The organism is Sodalinema gerasimenkoae IPPAS B-353, from assembly GCF_009846485.1.
GTDB lineage: Bacteria > Cyanobacteriota > Cyanobacteriia > Cyanobacteriales > Geitlerinemataceae > Sodalinema > Sodalinema gerasimenkoae.
This window is the reverse complement of the sequence record NZ_ML776472.1, coordinates 1,351,679-1,369,183: the sequence shown is the minus strand read 5'-3', so window position 1 is coordinate 1,369,183 and position 17,505 is coordinate 1,351,679. Positions and strand designations below refer to the sequence as shown.

The 17,505-nt window shown below is 51.6% G+C and carries 17 protein-coding genes; 15 read left to right on the top strand and 2 right to left on the bottom strand.

All coding sequences use genetic code 11. From position 1 onward, the window contains the following. The first annotated feature begins 71 nt into the window (after positions 1 to 71). The 3 genes from L855_RS06110 (at position 72) to L855_RS06100 (ending at position 2,924) form a co-directional block, all read left to right on the top strand. Positions 72 to 1,241, top strand: coding sequence for a metal ABC transporter solute-binding protein, Zn/Mn family (locus tag L855_RS06110; protein WP_159785508.1), 1,170 nt, complete (start codon positions 72 to 74; stop codon positions 1,239 to 1,241). 79 nt (positions 1,242 to 1,320) lie between these two features. After that, positions 1,321 to 2,073, top strand: coding sequence for a metal ABC transporter ATP-binding protein (locus L855_RS06105; protein WP_343039242.1), 753 nt, complete (start codon positions 1,321 to 1,323; stop codon positions 2,071 to 2,073). A gap of 11 nt (positions 2,074 to 2,084) precedes the next feature. After that, a complete protein-coding gene (locus tag L855_RS06100) occupies positions 2,085 to 2,924 on the top strand; it encodes a metal ABC transporter permease (protein WP_159785502.1) in 840 nt (279 codons plus the stop codon). Positions 2,925 to 2,948: 24 nt separating this feature from the next. Here L855_RS06100 and cdf31 read toward each other — a convergent pair whose 3' ends face one another. Then, the gene (cdf31, locus tag L855_RS06095) at positions 2,949 to 3,869 is read right to left on the bottom strand and encodes a CDF family zinc efflux transporter Cdf31 (protein ID WP_159785499.1); all 921 of its coding nucleotides are present in this window, start codon (positions 3,867 to 3,869) and stop codon (positions 2,949 to 2,951) included. A 141-nt stretch (positions 3,870 to 4,010) separates the two neighbouring features. On the opposite strand from cdf31, the gene hpsJ-B reads away from it, so the two are divergent. The 5 genes from hpsJ-B to ftsY all read left to right on the top strand — a co-directional run bounded on the left by hpsJ-B (position 4,011) and on the right by ftsY (position 9,574). Next, the gene (hpsJ-B, locus tag L855_RS06090; protein ID WP_159785496.1) at positions 4,011 to 4,844 is read left to right on the top strand and encodes a hormogonium polysaccharide biosynthesis protein HpsJ; all 834 of its coding nucleotides are present in this window, start codon (positions 4,011 to 4,013) and stop codon (positions 4,842 to 4,844) included. A gap of 134 nt (positions 4,845 to 4,978) precedes the next feature. After that, the gene (locus L855_RS06085) at positions 4,979 to 5,878 is read left to right on the top strand and encodes a glycosyltransferase family 2 protein (RefSeq protein ID WP_159785493.1); all 900 of its coding nucleotides are present in this window, start codon (positions 4,979 to 4,981) and stop codon (positions 5,876 to 5,878) included. Positions 5,879 to 6,132: 254 nt separating this feature from the next. Further along, entirely contained in the window at positions 6,133 to 6,885 is a 753-nt protein-coding gene (locus L855_RS06080; RefSeq protein WP_159785490.1) for a DUF502 domain-containing protein, read from the top strand. A gap of 180 nt (positions 6,886 to 7,065) precedes the next feature. Beyond that, complete coding sequence (nusB, locus tag L855_RS06075) at positions 7,066 to 7,758, top strand: transcription antitermination factor NusB (RefSeq protein WP_159785487.1); 693 nt, start codon at positions 7,066 to 7,068, stop codon at positions 7,756 to 7,758. A gap of 49 nt (positions 7,759 to 7,807) precedes the next feature. Continuing rightward, the gene (gene ftsY / locus L855_RS06070) at positions 7,808 to 9,574 is read left to right on the top strand and encodes a signal recognition particle-docking protein FtsY (RefSeq protein WP_159785484.1); all 1,767 of its coding nucleotides are present in this window, start codon (positions 7,808 to 7,810) and stop codon (positions 9,572 to 9,574) included. Positions 9,575 to 9,693: 119 nt separating this feature from the next. On the opposite strand, the gene L855_RS06065 is transcribed toward ftsY, so the two are convergent. Further along, complete coding sequence (locus L855_RS06065) at positions 9,694 to 10,302, bottom strand: YqiA/YcfP family alpha/beta fold hydrolase (RefSeq protein ID WP_159785481.1); 609 nt, start codon at positions 10,300 to 10,302, stop codon at positions 9,694 to 9,696. A 262-nt stretch (positions 10,303 to 10,564) separates the two neighbouring features. On the opposite strand from L855_RS06065, the gene L855_RS06060 reads away from it, so the two are divergent. The 7 genes from L855_RS06060 (at position 10,565) to L855_RS06030 (ending at position 17,480) form a co-directional block, all read left to right on the top strand. After that, positions 10,565 to 10,972, top strand: a complete 408-nt coding sequence (locus L855_RS06060; RefSeq protein ID WP_159785478.1) for a hypothetical protein — start codon at positions 10,565 to 10,567, stop codon at positions 10,970 to 10,972. Between the two features lie 4 nt (positions 10,973 to 10,976). Beyond that, positions 10,977 to 12,242: a glutamate-5-semialdehyde dehydrogenase gene (locus L855_RS06055; protein ID WP_159785475.1), complete on the top strand. Its 1,266-nt coding sequence runs from the start codon at positions 10,977 to 10,979 to the stop codon at positions 12,240 to 12,242. 152 nt (positions 12,243 to 12,394) lie between these two features. Then, positions 12,395 to 13,231, top strand: a complete 837-nt coding sequence (locus L855_RS06050; RefSeq protein ID WP_159785472.1) for an alpha/beta hydrolase — start codon at positions 12,395 to 12,397, stop codon at positions 13,229 to 13,231. A gap of 33 nt (positions 13,232 to 13,264) precedes the next feature. Then, the gene (locus L855_RS06045) at positions 13,265 to 14,209 is read left to right on the top strand and encodes an aldo/keto reductase (RefSeq protein ID WP_159785469.1); all 945 of its coding nucleotides are present in this window, start codon (positions 13,265 to 13,267) and stop codon (positions 14,207 to 14,209) included. A gap of 37 nt (positions 14,210 to 14,246) precedes the next feature. Then, positions 14,247 to 15,002, top strand: coding sequence for an SDR family oxidoreductase (locus tag L855_RS06040; protein ID WP_159785466.1), 756 nt, complete (start codon positions 14,247 to 14,249; stop codon positions 15,000 to 15,002). Between the two features lie 59 nt (positions 15,003 to 15,061). Then, positions 15,062 to 16,195 carry a HetZ-related protein 2 gene (locus L855_RS06035; protein WP_159785463.1) on the top strand — a complete coding sequence of 378 codons (1,134 nt, stop codon included), beginning with the start codon at positions 15,062 to 15,064 and terminating at the stop codon, positions 16,193 to 16,195. A 343-nt stretch (positions 16,196 to 16,538) separates the two neighbouring features. Further along, on the top strand, positions 16,539 to 17,480 hold the full coding sequence (locus tag L855_RS06030) for a GspE/PulE/PilB domain-containing protein (protein ID WP_246198743.1): 942 nt from the start codon (positions 16,539 to 16,541) through the stop codon (positions 17,478 to 17,480). The last annotated feature ends 25 nt before the right edge of the window (positions 17,481 to 17,505 follow it).

The following is a 17,505-nucleotide window of genomic DNA, read 5'->3' as shown; positions in this document are numbered from 1 at the left end:
CGCTTTGCGGTTAAGTTTGCAATAATAATGATTATCATTTCTACTGTCCTCGCATTTCAACAGACCTAACCATGTATAGTTTCCATCCCTTACAACAGCTTCTGGGGCTATCCCGCCGGGCTGCCCGTCCTCTCTGTGCGATCGCCGCCTCTGTGACCCTCGTAGGGTTAGGGAGTTGTGCTGCCGAACCCGAAGACCCCACCCAGGCCGCCTTAGGCGACGCCGAGACCGAGGAACTGCGGGTCATGACCACCTTTATGCCCATGACTCAGTTCACGAAAGCCGTGGTGGGCGATCGGGCTGAAGTCGTGCAACTGTTGCCAATTGGCGTCGATCCTCACGACTATCAAGCTCGGCCCGCAGAAGTGCAGGCCTTGGGCCAAGCCGATGTACTGGTCAAAAACGGTTTAGAAATGGAGTTCTTTCTCGACAGCCTCATCGCCAACGCCGAAAACCCGGATCTGCGGATTATTGACACCAGTGAAGGGGTAGCCGTTCTCTCCAATGAGGAAACTGGGGGTCATCATCACCATCATGGCCATGATGACCACGACCACGGTCATAGCCATGATGACCACGACCACGACCACGGTCATAGCCATGATGACCATGACCACGACCACGGTCATGATCATGGCGATGGACATCATCACCACGACCATGGGGAATACAATCCTCACATCTGGCTCGATCCCAAACGAGCGATCCAACAGGTGGAAAACATCCGTGATGGCTTGATTTCCGCTGACCCCGAGGGAGAACCGGACTACACCGCCAATGCCGCCGCCTTCATTGAGCAATTGCGGGATCTCGATGCTGAAATCAGCGAGGCCTTAGCCCCCTATGCGGGAGAAACCTTTGTGGTCTTCCATGACTTTGCCCCCTACTTTGCTGAGAGCTACAATTTAGAAACGGATTTCCTAGTGGATGTCCCCCACGCGAATCCCTCTCCGGGCGATGTGCAGCGAATTTCCGAACAAGTGGCTCAAACCAATCTGAAGACGCTTCTGGCTGAACCCCAGGCAGGAGAGGACACCTTTGCCGCCCTAGCCGGGGATTTAGGTATCAACGTCAGCATTTTCAGCCCCATGGAAATCGCAACCAGTCCTGAGGATTTGCAACCCGAAGCCTATCTGACGATGATGCGTGAGAATCTGGCCAATTTGCGAGACGCCTTTGGGGGTTCTGCCCAATCTTGGTGGTATCGTGAAGTACCAGAACTTGCGGCAGCGAGTCATTAACACAACCCCCTCGTCACAGGGGGAAGTCCTGGCCTAGGACAACTAACAACAACGGAGGGAAAAGTTGAGTGACCTTGTCATGACCGTTAATAACCTAACGGTGTATCGTGAAACCTATTTGGCGGTACGGGATGTCTCGTTTTCCCTGGAGACGGGGACTGACACCGCCATCGTCGGTCCTAACGGCGCGGGAAAAAGTACCCTGGTTCAAGCTCTGTTAGGGATTTTGCCCCGCAAAGCTGGGGATGTTTTCATCTTAGGGCAACCCTTAAGCCGTCGGGGCCATCTTCCCTCCGTTGTCCGGGAACAAATTGCCTATCTGCCCCAGAATTTCCTTTTTGATCGTCGGATTCCCATCACCGTCGAGGAGTTAGTGGGGTTAGGCTGGGATGCGCCGGGAATTAGACTTCCTTGGTTAGGGGGGCGACAGCGATTTCACCAGGTCCGTCAGGCCTTAGCGCGAGTCGATGCGGCTCATTTGCGATCGCAATCCATCAGTAGCCTCTCCGGTGGAGAAATGAAGCGAGTGCTACTGGCTTACTGTTTAGTGCGTCCCCGCAGTCTCTTGATTTTAGACGAAGCTCCGGCAGGGTTAGATATCCAAAGTGAGTCAGAGTTTTATCAACTACTCTATCAGTTAAAACAAGAACAAGGTTGGGCGATTTTGCAAATTTCCCATGACTTGGAAATGGTACGCCGACATTGCGATCGCGTCCTCTGTCTCAATCGAACCTTACGCTGTGAGGGGGTTCCTGAAGTGGCACTGTCCCCAGAAAATCTCGTAGCGGCCTATGGCAACGATCGCACCCCATATCATCATTCTCACTATTAAGTTTAATTCCTATGTCTTTGACGGTTGAACTCGCTCGTGTCAGCGATTTATTTCAACTTCCTTTCATGCAGCGGGCCCTCATCGGTGGGGTTTTAACGGGCATGACGGGGGGACTTTTAGGGAGTTTTGCCGTCCTGCGACAATTATCCTTTTTTAGTGATACCCTGGGACATTCCGCTCTCTTGGGAATTAGCTTTGGGGTTTTATTGGGTCTGAATCCTACAGTTGTCTTGCTCCCCTTTGCTGTTGTTTTTGCGTTAGGGGTCTCCTACCTTCTGGAAAAAACAAAGCTCTGGACAGATGCTCTATTAAACATTGTCTATTCAGCTTCCCTGGCAATTGCTATTATTTTGCTAAGCTTTATTGGACAGTATAAAGGGGGCTTAAATAATCTCTTATTTGGCGATATTTTAGGGATTCGCCCAGGAGATTTAGTCTTTAGCGCCATACTCCTAATTGCCTGTATTTTGTTTGTGGGTTTGACCCTACGAACTCAAATGCTTGTGACTCTCCATGAAGAATTAGCCATGGCGCGAGGGATTTCCGTCTCCAGACATCGGATGTTATTTACAACCTTATTGGCTTTGGTGGTGGGCATTTCCATTAAGGCGATCGGGGTGTTGCTCATTAGTGCCTTCGTGGTTATCCCCGCCTGTACTGCACAACTCATCACGGGAAATTTCACCCGCTATATTGTCATATCGACGATTGTTGGTGCCTTCAGTGCCGTGGGAGGAATGCTCATCTCTGCCTTTTGGGATTTGCCCTCAGGGCCGAGTATTGTAGTCACGCAACTGAGCTTATTTTTTATCGCTACCTCCGTTCCTCTGGCCCGACGAGTTTTCTCCTAGGGGTTTCTTCGTGGATGAAAACCATCAGCTTTCTGGCGAACTCTCGTGAGGTTCAGGGCCATAGGTAATGTGTTCCGACTGATAATTGGGGGGTTCCATGTGAATCGTTAGGCGAACCGGGGCAAACCGCTTCTCTAGGCGTGCCTCAATCTCCTCCGTAATGTTATGGGCCGTCGCTAAGTCTTTGGCATCTACTACCACGTGCATCTCCATAAACACCTGGCGGCCATTTAAGCCCCGCGAGGCAATATCATGACAGTTGATGACCCCAGGAACAGCCATGACAATACGATGGATGGCTTCTGGGGTGATCGCCATCTCATCAATCAACCAGGGTAAATTCTCCCGCAACACCTGCCAGCCGCTGTGAAACACCAACCCCGCCACCGGAATTGCTAAGATGATATCTAACTGGGGATAGCCCAGCCAAACCCCAAGCAGCCCCAGCATGACCGTAATCGTAATCCAGACATCACTCATGGTATGGTGTGCATCGGCAATCAGGATCTTGCTGCCGAGTTTCAGGCCCACCCGTCGCTCATAATAGGTAACAAGGATATTTACCCCTAACACCACGAGCATCAGCACTAGCACTAGAGGGGACATCGTTACTGGATTCTCCTCAGCGAACAGACGCTCAAAGACCCCCTTAACAATCTCAAAAAACGCCGCCCCCAAAAACGCCGCAATTCCCAGGGCCCCAATGGCTTCAAACTTCTGATGGCCATAGGGGTGCTCGCGATCGGGTTCCGGGGAGGATAACCGGCTTGTCACCAAACCGAGAATGTTACTGGCCCCGTCCGTTGTACTGTGCAGAGCATCGGCCACCAAACTCAGAGATCCCGTCCACCAGCCCAAACCCGCCTTGATCACAACGACAAACACATTGAGACCTAATGTAACGATCAAGACACGCTGCACCTGCGGGCGATGATCAACAACCATGGTCTTTTAGCTCCAAAATCAAGAAAAGTTCATGAAACGTAACTCATCGCTGTGCTTAAACTAGGATACATCACGAATTCTACGCAAACTCAGTTGAATCGGCTAACTTAGAAAAGAAGCGCTTTAAGACCAACCCATAGCATGAAAACTTCAAATCCCCGTAAACCCTCATCTCTGGCTGCACGAAGCCTCAAAGTCGTGGGTATCTTGTTGATTCTATCGTCCTTCCTCGACATCCTAATTATTCCAGCACCCTATCAACCCTTAGACTTGCCCTGGCGACTTCAGTTTGCCTCAACGGTTGTTGATCGCGGCGTTATCCCGATGATTGGGATTGCCTTAACCTTTGCCGGGTACTGGATGGATACCGCTGGTGCGGCGACAGCCTTACCCCGTAAAAAATGGCAAGACTTGCGCTTTTGGGGCTTGATTCTCTCAAGCTTCCTCGGGGTTGTCTTCCTTCTGGTAACGGCGATTCACTTTAACGACGTGCGGATGCAAAGTAGTACTCGCTTGCAAGATATCCAACAACAAGCACGTCAAGCGGAAACCGAGTTGAATATCCAGCTCGGGAGTGAGGAGTTCCAGCAACAAGTCACTCAACAACGGACCCAACTCGAAACTCAACTCAGAGGACTGTTGGAGAATCCCGATCAGGTCAATCAACTCCTAGAAAGTGAGCAAACTCCACAACAATTACGGGCTTTATTGGAAGCCTCTCAAGAAAATCCTGAGGAGATCGATCGCTTTTTAGATGAGCAGGCCTCACAGCTTCCCGAACAGCTCGGTGGACAAATTCGTGAGCGGCAGTTAGAACTCGAACAGCAAACACGCCTTGCTGCCTGGAAATCAGCCTTCCGAATTGGCACCAGCAGTTTGTTACTGGCCATCGGTTACATCTTAATTGGCTGGACGGGACTCAAAGGCATGATGCGTCCTCGTCGGGCCGCTCGCCAAGCCCCATCTGCTAACTAGATTTCCTGAATTGCATGTTGGGGTGGATCTGCTAGGCCCCAAGACGGTGTTCACTCTGGGAGCGATCACCGCTCCTCAGTCTGGAACACCGTTTCGGTGTCCTTGACCATCTATGATTTTTTGTCCCCGAGTCTATGTTTTCCATCTACATCCTGACCTACAACGAAGAAATTGATATCGCCGAGTGCATTGAGTCAGCTCAAGAGTCAGACGATATTATTGTGGTTGATTCATTGAGTGGCGATCGCACAGTAGACATTGCCCAAGGTTATGGGGTTCGTGTTGAGCAACACGCCTTTGAAAGTCACGGTAAACAGCGGACTTGGATGTTACAGTCCATCCCAACTAAATATGAATGGGTCTATATCCTCGAAGCGGATGAGCGGATGACCCCCGAACTGTTTGCCGAATGTTTGGCGGCGACGCAACAGCAGGAGTTCATCGGCTACTATGTGGCCGAACGGGTCATGTTTATGGACTGTTGGATTCGCCGCAGTACCCAATATCCCCGTTATCAACTGCGGCTGTTCCGTAAAGATAAGGTGTGGTTTGATGATTACGGCCATACCGAACGAGAAGTTTGTGACGGCCCTACCTCGTTTTTACAAGAAACCTATCCCCACTACACTTGTGGCAAAGGGTTAAACCGTTGGATTGAAAAGCATAATCGCTATTCAACCGATGAAGCCAAGGAAACCCTACGTCAGCTCTCCTATGGACGCATTCAATGGCGTAACCTGTTGTTTGGCGCCACGGAAGTGCAACGGCGACGTGCCTTGAAGGACGTATCCCTACGACTTCCGTTTCGTCCTCTGATTCGCTTTGTTTATATGTATATCGTTCTGCGAGGCTTCCTCGATGGACAGGCCGGCTTTGCCTGGTGTACCTTGCAATCGTTCTATGAGTATCTAATTTTGCTGAAAGTCCGGGAGTTGAAACGACAAGGCTATGTTCCCCCGCCCCCCAACGAGACTCACTCGCCTCAGTCTCACACCTCCAACGAAGAACCCTCAGCCCTAAAAACCCCCTTTTGAGCGATCGCCCCCCTAGCGGTGATCGGATGGATGTTACCCTTGAGACAGGGAGATTCTTGATCCCCAAGGTTTAATCGCGATCATCGCGATACAGGTAGCCGTTTCTGACCCCCCTTTGCAACAATTCTTCACATCTCCTAAGATAAGAACATCACCCCTAAAGGTGGCCGTTACCCCAATTAGGGTTTACGCCCTTTGAAAGGATCAGATCGGTCAATTCAGTTATCGCTCTTTTGGATGAGAGTAAGGTATCCGTGCTGCAACGTTTACGGCAAGATTTAAAAAACGATTTAATTGCGGGATTGCTCGTCATCATTCCGTTGGCCACAACCATTTGGATTTCTTTGGTTATTGCCAACTGGACGATTGACTTTTTGACTAGTATCCCCAAGCAGATCAACCCCTTTGACGGCCTCAACCCAATTTTAGTCAATCTGTTAAACCTACTGGTGGGGTTAACAGTTCCCTTATTAGGGATTCTCTTAATCGGTTTGATGGCGCGGAACATTGTCGGGCGCTGGCTACTAGATTTTGGTGAAAATTTGGTTCAAGCGATTCCCTTGGCCGGTTCCGTTTACAAAACCTTAAAGCAACTCTTACAGACACTTCTACAAGACTCAAATAGTCGATTTCGCCGCGTCGTTTTAATTGAATATCCCCGCAAAGGGGTCTGGACTCTGGGTTTCGTCACCGGGAATATCAGTAGTCAGATTAAGGCCCACATGAGCGAGGTAATGCTGAGTGTCTTCATCCCCACTACGCCAAACCCGACCTCAGGATGGTACGCTATTATTCCCGAACGGGAGGCCATCAACGTTAACTTGTCGATTGAGGATGCCTTCAAAATCCTAATTTCGGGTGGTATTGTTTCCCCTGCCCCTCCCGAACAATTGGCTGAATCCCAACGGCCCACCCTAGAACAACTACTCTCCCGTCGCAAAAACAAGTCGGAGTTAGACCCCTCGATTCCCGTGGTTGAAGAGAATGCGGAAACAGTCGAAGGATAAGCCGTCACAGCCTTTGAGGGAGAAGAAGAAGGGAACAGGGAACAGGGATAACCTACCCCTAACCCCTCCCAGGAGGGGAGAACTTGCCTATTGCCTACTATCTTTGCTTCCCCTACTGCCTACTGCCTTTCTTCCCCTACTGCCTTCTTCCTCCCCCCCGTTCCCTAGTCCTAACTGATCATGCAAGCTCGTAGCATCTCCCGTGAATTGGCTTTACTAAGCCTCAGCCAACTTCCCAAACGCTCTAGCAAACTGAGTCAACAGCAACTTAGTGATTTTATCGTGGCGGCCGTTCGTGCCATGACCCTGGAGGTTCATGAATCCCTAGAAACCGCTGCCGCTGAACTCAAACGGGGCTACGATCGCCTCATGGAGCAGGAATTACGCGACAGTGACATCAAAAACACCGACATCCAAAGCTCTAAAGCCAGTTTGACGGAAGCTATGGAGTTAACCCGTCATGCCATTGATCGTTTGGGGATGGCGATCGAACTGCCGGAGTTTGTCCAGTTAGCGAATCAGGCTGAGGTGCAAGAGTACACCCTAGAACTGTTGTTGCAGGTGACCCAACATCGCCAAGAGATTGATCAGTTCCTCGATCGCACCATCGTTGATTGGCAACTCGAACGTCTCCCCCATGTTGAACAGAACATTTTGCGGTTAGCCACCGCCGAACTTTGCTATGTGGGAACCCCCGAGCAAATCGCCATTAACGAAGCCGTGGAACTGACTAAACGCTACAGTAGTGAAAAAGCCCATCGCTTTGTCAATGGGGTGTTACGTCGGGTTGTGGAACTACGCGATCGCCCTGAGGACTCCCTAACGCAAAGGGCATCGGATGCGATCGCCTCAGATAATCCCTCCGGTTTATAATCTAATATCTTCAACGATCTTCAACTCGTCTAGTTTCAACACGCGCATTATGGTTTTTAACTGGTTCCGTCGTAAATTCGATCGCAGCGGGAGTCAAGAAGAAGAGGACCAAACCTCTGCTAATCAGGACGCAACCACGGTTGAGGAGACTGAGACGGCGGAGGAAGACGCCACTGAGTCGGACAGCTCATCAGAGTCCTCTCCCCAAGACGACTATCTGGCTTGGGCGAAAGCCGCGTATCAAAATATCCAACAGCAACAAGGGACAACCATAACAACGGATGCACCTGAGCCAGAACCCGAACCTGAACCTGAGCCGGAGCCGGAACCTGAACCCGAACCCGTAGCGGAAACTCCTGTTGAACCTGAACCTGAGCCTGAGCCGGAACCCGAACCTGAACCCGTAGCGGAAACTCCTGTTGAACCTGAACCTGAGCCTGAGCCGGAACCCGAACCTGAACCCGTAGCGGAAACTCCTGTTGAGCCTGAACCTGAGCCAGAGCCGGAACCGGAGCCAGAACCTGAACCTGAGCCAGAGCCAGAACCCGTAGCGGAAACTCCTGTTGAACCCGAACCTGAGCCGGAACCAGAACCGGAGCCAGAACCGGAGCCAGAACCCGTAGCGGAAACTCCTGTTGAACCCGAACCTGAGCCTGAGCCAGAACCTGAACCGCAAACCGAGGCAGTTCCGGCTTGGATGAAAGCTAGTCAAGAGCGTCAAGAACGACTAGAGCGGTTAAAAGCCGAAGCCATTGAAACTCCCGTTGAGCCAGAACCGGAGCCAGAACCCGAACCGGAGCCAGCCATTAGCTTTGACGAAAATTTCGTGTGGTCTGCTGAAGTTTTGGCAGCTCAGGGACGTAAACCCGAGGATATCTCCATCGAGGAGATTACCTGGCTAAAAAAACTGCGTCAGGGACTCGGCAAAACCCGTCTCGGACTCATCAACCAGTTAAAATCCATTGTCGGTCAGGGGCCCCTAAACAAAGATGCCGTCTTTGAAATTGAAGCCTTACTGCTGCAAGCCGATGTAGGGATTGAAGCCACCGACTTTGTCATCGAAACCCTACAACAGAAACTGCGAGATGAGACCCTTCCTCCCGAAGAGGCGATCGCCTATCTCAAACAAATCCTACGGGACTTGCTCGACAAGCCTTACGAGGAGGGCTACAAACCTGACTTCATCCCTGAGAAAGATCAGTTCAATATTTGGCTGATGACCGGGGTCAATGGAGCCGGTAAGACCACCACCATCGGCAAACTGGCCCATCTGGCGCAAAAATCCGATTATCGCTGTCTGATTGCGGCGGCCGATACCTTCCGAGCCGCTGCCGTGGAACAGGTGAAAATTTGGGGACAACGTAGTAATACGGATGTCATCGCCAATCCAGGCAAAAATACTGACCCAGCGGCGGTGGTGTTTGATGCGATCGCCGCTGCCACGGCCCGCAATACAGAATTGCTCCTAGTGGATACAGCGGGCCGGTTACAGAATAAGAAAAACTTGATGGAAGAGTTGAGCAAAATCCGCCGCATCATCGACAAAAAAGCTCCCAATGCTCACATTGAGTCTCTCTTAGTCCTGGATGCCACCCTGGGACAAAATGGCCTACGTCAGGCAGAAGTCTTCGCGGAAGCGGCACAACTCAGTGGCGTGGTCTTGACAAAACTCGATGGAAGTGCTAAGGGCGGCGTAGCTCTGGCGGTGGTGAAACAGTTAGGCTTACCCATCCGCTTTATCGGCGCCGGAGAAGGAATTGAAGATTTGCGCCCCTTCTCCAGTTATGAGTTTGTTGAGGCGTTGTTGAATGGTTGAGGGGGAGAAGGAGGCAGTAGGCAGTAGGCAGTAGGGGAAGCTTGCTCCGTGTCCTCTATGACTCTGTGGTTCTCCCCCCTCTTGCCTCTTGCCTTCTCCCCCCTCTTGCCTCTTGCCTCTTAAAAAACTTGCTGCCACACCTTGCCATCGAGGTGGCTGAGGGCGTGATCGCTGTCAACCTCGATTAAGTTGACCCAGGGGCGAGTTTGGGCGTAGTCGCGGCTGGACTGGATGGGGATGATCTCATCCTGGCGTCCGTGGATGATGGTGGTGGGGACGGGACGGGTGAAGCGTTGTGCTGGCCAGGTTCGTGCGTCTTCGACGAAGTGATAATGCAGCGGGAGCGATCGCCCCTCGCCATAATGGTAAATGGCCCGATGACCCGACTCTTGCCAATGCTGCAACTCAGCCGCCGTCAGCCAACAATCGGGAAACCCGAAGGCGGGGGCGAGTAAGACGACCCATTCCACCGTCAGGCTCTCCTGAGCCACCCAGGCCGCCGTTAAGCCTCCCAAACTAGAACCAATGAGGGCGACCTTGTCCTCCTGGGCAATCCGGGCTGAGACCTGGCGAATTTGGCGGCTGACAGTAAGCTGAGAAAAGCCACCATCGTTGAGATCCAGTCGATACAGGACTTGTCCCTGTTCCCAGAGACGATCGCCGAGTAGTTGCGCTTTACGAGACTTGGGACTTGAGGCCAAGCCATGGAGATAAAACCATTGAAGCATATAGCAGTCTAAGATTAATTTAGGACTCTGAGTGGGGAAGTCTTTCCCACCTATTGCCTATTGCCTATTGCCTATAGACATGAAGCTCAAGCCTAACGCCTAACTTCACCGGGATAATTTTGTTAGAATCGGGCTACAACGGGGTTAAGTTGCGACGTCCTCGTCCCGCGTCAGTTCTGCCAAACCCGAGGTGCTGGGTTTACCGTTCGACCCCACTCAGCCCCAACCCTGTACAAAAGACTGTTTGAGGGTTTTTAAATTGGTGTATCCCCCCAAAGGCGAGAAAATTGAACTGGACCGGGAGTATCCCTGTCCCTGTCGCCGTCCCGGTCACTTGAAACCCATCACCCTGACTGAGGCCTTGGGCTGCGATCGCTGTCAGCAGATCTTTGTCGTGGATGACAACGGAACCTCCATCGAGCAACTTTCGACCCACTATCCCTACAAACAGGTATGGCGGTGGACGGGAAGCCACTGGAAACGCGCCCGGTCAGGGATGAAAGAGATTTACTTCCCCCTAGCTGTTGGCGTAGTATTAGTCTTGGCTATCGTCTGGCTTCCCATCGCCCTACGACTATCCGTTGGGGCAAGTACCATCCCCTGGATTATTTTAGTGGTACTCTTAGCAATGTTGCCCGCAGTATTAGTTTGGTTGGCATACCGACGTTAGCGTCATGGCGAACGACTCCTTTGAGATTGAGACGAGCGATAATCCTTTAGCGGCAGTCCGTCGCGCCCATCAAGCATCGCTGGAGTTAGCACAAACTCTCAGTAGCGAGCGATCGCAGGCGTTGCGGCTGATGGCGGAGGCCCTGAGCGATTGCAGCAGTGACATCCTAGAAGCCAATACCCTGGATTTAGAAGCCAGTCGAGATATGGCGGTTCCTGATCTGCTTCTAGAGTGGCTGAAACTCACCCCTGAGCGCGTTCAGGGGGCCGTCAACATTCTCCATTGTCTCAGTGACCTCCCTGACCCCATCCGGCGGGTCATTAACGCTCCCTTTCAAGTAGAACAGGCTCAAACCTACTGTCAGTTAATGCCCCTAGGGGCGATCGCCCTGATTTACGAAGCCTTCCCAGAACTAGGGGCGATCGCCGCCGGAATGTGCCTCAAAACTGGCAATAGCCTCGTTCTCAAGGGCAGCACAGAAGCCAGTCACTCCAACATCGCCATCGCCAACGTCTTACAGGAGGCGTTAGCCGAGAGTCAGCTTCCAGACCATTGCCTCGAACTGCTACCGTCAGATACCGGAACTTCAGTACGAGAACTGGTCAGCCAAGACCGCCATCTCAGCCTGATTATCCCCCATGGTCGCGAGAGCCTCGTACAACCGATTATTGAAAAGGCCACCGTTCCCGTCCTGCGGTCTGCCATCGGCAACTGCTATCTCTACTGGTCCCCCAGTGGTAGTCTCGACCTGGTTCGCTCCATCATTAACGATAGTCATCAAAGCGACCCCGATCCTGTCAATGCAATTGAAAAAGTCCTGATTCACCCTGAACAAAAACCCTCATCCCTCCTCAGTCTTTGGAACGGATTACGGGATAAGGGCTTTGAGATTCGCGGCGATGAAGCCCTCGTTGAGGAATTTCCCGATTTAGAACTGGCCCAACCTGACGAGTGGCGACAGGCCTACCTCACCAAAACCATTGCCTTCAAAAAAGTTGAAAGCCTCCAGGACGGAATGCTTTGGATTAATCAATATAGTAGTGGCCATGCCGATTGTTTAGTGACCGAGTCCTATCACGAAAGTTGCCAGTTCTCCCTCGGGGTTAAAAGTGCCTCCGTCTATATCAATATCTCGCCCCGATTTTCACGACTTCCTAAACCCAACCATACCGTCTATTTAGGGATGTCAAACCGTAGTGGTTATTATCGGGGGTTCATCAACCTTGAGGCCTTAACCCGGATTAAACACGTTATTCAAGGCCATGAGTGATTCCCTTAAAACCAGGGGGTATCAGACGGTGGAATGAGGATGAATGAACTGGTTGCATGGCAGTCTAGCCAAGGGTGGTAGCTACAATTTCCGGAGAGTTCGCGCTACAATCAACCGGCAACAGTCAACGCAGGTTTCTGGAGGCTGAAACCATGGCATCCGCTCGTCGCTCACGACTACGACACTATCTCATCGGTGAATTTTCCCTCAAACGCATGATTGCTTCTGTTCTGTTTATCTACTTTTGTATCTGTCTCTATGCTTACTTCGGGAGTGAGCGGTCGATTTTTGTCCCCCCTCCTGCCAGCTACAGTGACAGCGAAGCCATCATCAAACTGCCTATCGATGAGAATACCGAGATTTCAGCCGTCCATTTGCCCAACGAGGAGGCGGACTACACCATCCTCTACAGTCATGGCAACGCTGAGGATTTAGGGATGATTCTGCCCCGCCTAGCGGACTTGCAAAGCCTCGGATTTGGGGTTTTTGCCTATGACTACCAGGGATATGGAACCAGCCAGGGCAGTCCGTCGGAATATAACAGCTATCGAGATATCAATGCCGCCTACCGCTATCTCACGGAAACCCTAAATATCTCCCCGAGCCATATTTGGATCTATGGACGCTCCGTCGGAAGCGGCCCGTCAGTGGATTTAGCCTCCCGAGAAGCGATCGCCGCCTTAACCGTTGAGAGTGGATTCCTGTCTGCGTTCCGAGTTGTGACCCGGAGACAGCTATTTCCCTTTGATAAATTCAATAATCTTAGTAAAATCCCTAATGTCTATAGCCCGGTGTTATTTATCCATGGAATCGACGATCGCCTGATTCCCCTTTGGCATGGAGAAACCCTCTATGAAGCGGCTAATGACCCCAAAAAAGCCTTCTGGGTTGAAGGGGCTGGACATAACGACCTGTTAATGGTTGCCGGCGATCGCTACCCACAAATGTTAGAAGAGTTCGAGCAAGTTATCCGCAAAGAACAACGCTAAACCTATACCAAATTTTTATCAGATTTTTGACTCATGGAAGATATGTTAAACCTCGGCGATCGCGGTCTACAAGTACGCCCCCTCGGAATCGGTGCCTGGTCTTGGGGCGATCGCTTTTTCTGGCAATACGGCAGTGACTATGGTGAAAAACAAGTCCGAGAGGCATTTGAAGCCGCCATCAACTCGGGAATTACCCTATTCGACACCGCCGAAGTCTATGGACAAGGAGAATCAGAACGACTCCTCGGCAAATTCCATCAAAGCTGCGAGGCCCCAGTTCACATTGCCACCAAATACGGTCCCCTCCCCTGGCGTCTGTTCAAATCCTCTGTCTATGATGCCGTCAGCGCCAGTTTAGAGCGCTTACAACTCGATTCTATTCCCCTCTACCAGGTGCATTGGCCCTTCACCTGCTTCATGTCCCAAGAAACCCTCCTCAATGCTCTGGCTGACGAGGTGGAGCGGGGACGGATTCAGGCGGTGGGGGTGAGCAACTACTCCGCCGATGAGATGATGCAAGCTCAGCAGATTCTCCAGAGTCGAGGTGTGCCCCTGGCGGTGAATCAAGTGCGCTATTCTCTGCTCTCACGCACCATCGAAACCAAAGGGATTCTCGATATGGCCAAAGATTTAGGGGTGGTTTTGTTGGCCTACAGCCCCCTGGCCCAAGGCTTACTCACGGGAAAATATACCGCCAGGAATAGCCCTAGTGGGGGACGAAAAATGGATGCCAAATTTAGTGTCAAGGGCTTACAACGCATTGACCCCCTGTTAGGGATGTTGCGAGAACTGGGGCAGAAGTACCAAAAGACTCCGGCTCAAGTCGCCCTCAATTGGCTGATTGGCCAAGGGGGCATTATTCCCATCCCCGGTGCCAAAACCGCTCAACAGGCGAACGACAATGCTGGCGCCTTAGGCTGGAACCTCTCCTCGGAGGATTGGATTCGCTTAGAACAAGCCAGTCGCCCTTGGCTGTAAGGGCCAACCCGTAGTGACGACGAGAAAACGCTGAATTATGAAACGGATTTTAGTGACCGGAGCCACCGGACGAACCGGCTCCTTGGTGGTACAAAAACTGCGAGAACGACCTCAAGAGTTTGAGGCGCTGGGCTTGGCGCGCTCCCCCGAGAAGGCGGACCAGGTGTTTGGCTCAACGGAGGGCTTTGTGTTTGGCGATATCCGCGATCGCGAGACCCTGAAAGAGTCCATAGAAGGCTGTCAGGGGTTAGTGATTCTCACCAGTGCCGTTCCCCAGGTGGTGGCGCCGCCTTCGGAACCGGGACAACGCCCCCAGATGGGATTTGCTCCAGGGGAAGAACCCGAAATCGTGGACTATCAGGGCCAGGTGAATCAGATTGAGGTGGCCAAGGCCGCCGGGGTTCAGCAGGTGATTGTGGTGGGGTCCATGGGGGGAACCGATGAAAACCATTTTCTTAACAGCATTGGCAATGGCAAGATTCTGATTTGGAAACGTAAGGCGGAACAGCATTTAATTGACTCGGGACTGTCCTATACCATTATCCGGGCTGGGGGGCTATTGGATGAGCCGGGGGGCGATCGCGAACTCCTGGTGGGAGAGGATGATCATCTATTGAATCAGCCTCCCGAAGGCGTCAAACCCTCCATTCCCCGAGCCGATGTGGCCGAATTGGTGGTGCAGGCGTTGCGAGAAACCACAGCCCGAAATAAGGCGTTTGACGTGATTTCCAATCCTGAGGGCCCGGTGACTCGCGATTTTGCCGCTCTGTTTGCCCGAACGACAGCGGGATAGGTCCCCCAAAACTTTGATAAAATTCCCAATACGAATCCCAGCCCCTTTTGAGATCAGTTATGCGGACATGGGACAGGGTCGTCCATGAATGGCGATCGCGACTGGAGACGGACCATCCACAACGCACTCCTGAGACTCGGGAGGCGATTTTGTGCTGGCTTTTAGCCGATCAAGGGGCGAAGTTTGATGAGTTAGATGGGGATCATCAGCAAGTTCTAGAACAGTCCATGGACTTTTGCTACAACATCCTTTGTCGACGCTATCTGGGGGTATCTCCTGAGGCGGCCTATCGTCATTTAATCCGTCGTTTGGGGAGTCTGGTGCTGTTGCGCAACAAGATTCGCACCTGGGTTTCACTGAGTCGCGATCGCCGTCGTACGGTGGTGGACGTGGTGCAGGAGGTGTTGCAGGAAATGCTCAATAGCGATCGCTATCTACAAGGGGAAATGCGGCGGATTACTCGCTGTGGGGGCGATCGCCATCTGCAAAATGCCCTAGTTCTGGCTAGTTTAGAGGAATACTGTCTACGTCCGATTCGCAATCAGCCTTTATTGGTCTATCGCTTTGTCAACTATCTACGCCGTAGTCAACGGGGGGGACTCACTCAAGTTCCGAGTCAGGAGTTGGTGCGTTTGGTTTCCGTAGAAATCACCCCCAATCATGCCACCGATACGATGAACTTGTTGGACATTCAGACCCTGGAGCATTATGACAGCGATCGCGCCTGGGAAGAACAACAAACCCTCCGAGATATCGTGGCCCGAGAATTTGCTCAATATCTCCAGGACCATGTCAGTCCTCTGGCGGCCCAATGGTTGAACCTCTATTTACAAGGCTATAGCCAAGAGGCGATCGCCGAGCAGTTAGACGTTCCCATCAAACAGCTCTACCGCCTACGAGAAAAGGTCGGCTATCACGCCATCCGCGTTTTTAGTCTCAAACATTCACCGGATTTAGTGGCTAATTGGCTCAAAACCTCTCTCCAAGACCATCAACTCGGACTCACCAGCGGCGAGTGGCAACAGTACTATGACAGCCTTGAGCCTCATCAGCAAGAGATTCTCGATCGCTGCAAAGCCGGAGAGTCCGTCGAGGCGATCGCCCGGAGTCTCGGGATCAAAACGACTCAGGTCACCAGTGAATGGGGTAAACTTTACCTCGCCGCTCAGCAAATCCGTAATTCCACGGAGTAATGAGCGATCACAGTTGTGTAATTTCAACTAAGATGAAACTACCTCCGTCTCAACAGCCCTGTAGCGGCTGATGAGCCAATATAGCAAAAGTTGGTCTGAATCGGACAAAAAACAGGGGACAATAAGGCAACAGGCAACAGGCAGTAGGCAATAGGCAGTAGGCAACAGGTAGGGGATTCTCTCCCAACTCAGAGTGTCTTAAGGCAATCTTTGATTGCTATATAAGCCAACGCATCTGTCCTGTTTACCGCTGACAGTTCCATGATCATCTAGCCTCGATTGTCATGAATTCCTCAGGGTTGCATCGTATTTAGGTTTGGGTTCTTCTCAAACTCGTCCATTTATGCTGAAAACCCTCACCATGAACTCCGACTGGATTTTTCACTCCATTGATACAATCGTGCCCTTTGAAGTGTGCTTGTATCACCAGGTTGTGCCCCTATCCATGGAAGGAAGTCGTATTTATCTGGGAATGGTCAATCCTGATGATACGGCGGCCTTAGACTATCTACGGCGGTTGCTAGGCTATCTCAACTGTTCCCTGGTCTCTCAAAGTATCCCGGCTGAGAAGCATCAGGCCTTACTGACGGCCTATCTCAACCATAGCAATCAAGCGGCCTCTAACTACCCCTCCCGTGACGTTGGTACAGATGCTCAAGCGGAGACTATCCCCCCTGATCTCCCCAGCCTTGATCTAACCCCCCGTCATTTAACCGGTCCCGTAGCTGCCTTAGCGTTTCTCTCCCCGGCCCAAATGATTCAGGAATTGTTAGCGAGAGTTTTAATGGGAGGAATTGGCCGACTCCATTTTGCCCGAGAAGCCGAAGTCGGGAATATTCTTTGGAGCCAAGATGGAGTTCCTAAATCTGTACTGAAGGCGTTGCCCCTCAGTACATTTCAAGGTGTTATTAATGAATTAAAACGGTTTATGGGTTTGCCGTTACTGCCCGTGCGTCACCAAAAAGAAGTGGAATTGGAGCGAGTTTATCATGAAACTCCTGTCCTATTGCGGCTGCGGGTGATGCGCGGTGATGAGGGAGAAGAAGCGACGCTGCAAGTGTTGCGGGGGGCTGCCCTGAAGTTTTATCAGCAACAAAAACTGATTGATTTAAGCCAAGAAGTATTAATTACAGCGCAAAACCTGCAAAAAAAACTCGGAGAAATTCAGGATACCTATCAACGTCACCCGAGCTTATCCCAGAAACACCTAGAAGTCATTCCCGCCTTACTTCAAGTTTTAGAACGAGTGGATGCTCAAGTCAAAATCCTTGAATCAGCCAGTTAAGTTATCGCTTTTCTGCTTAAGGCCT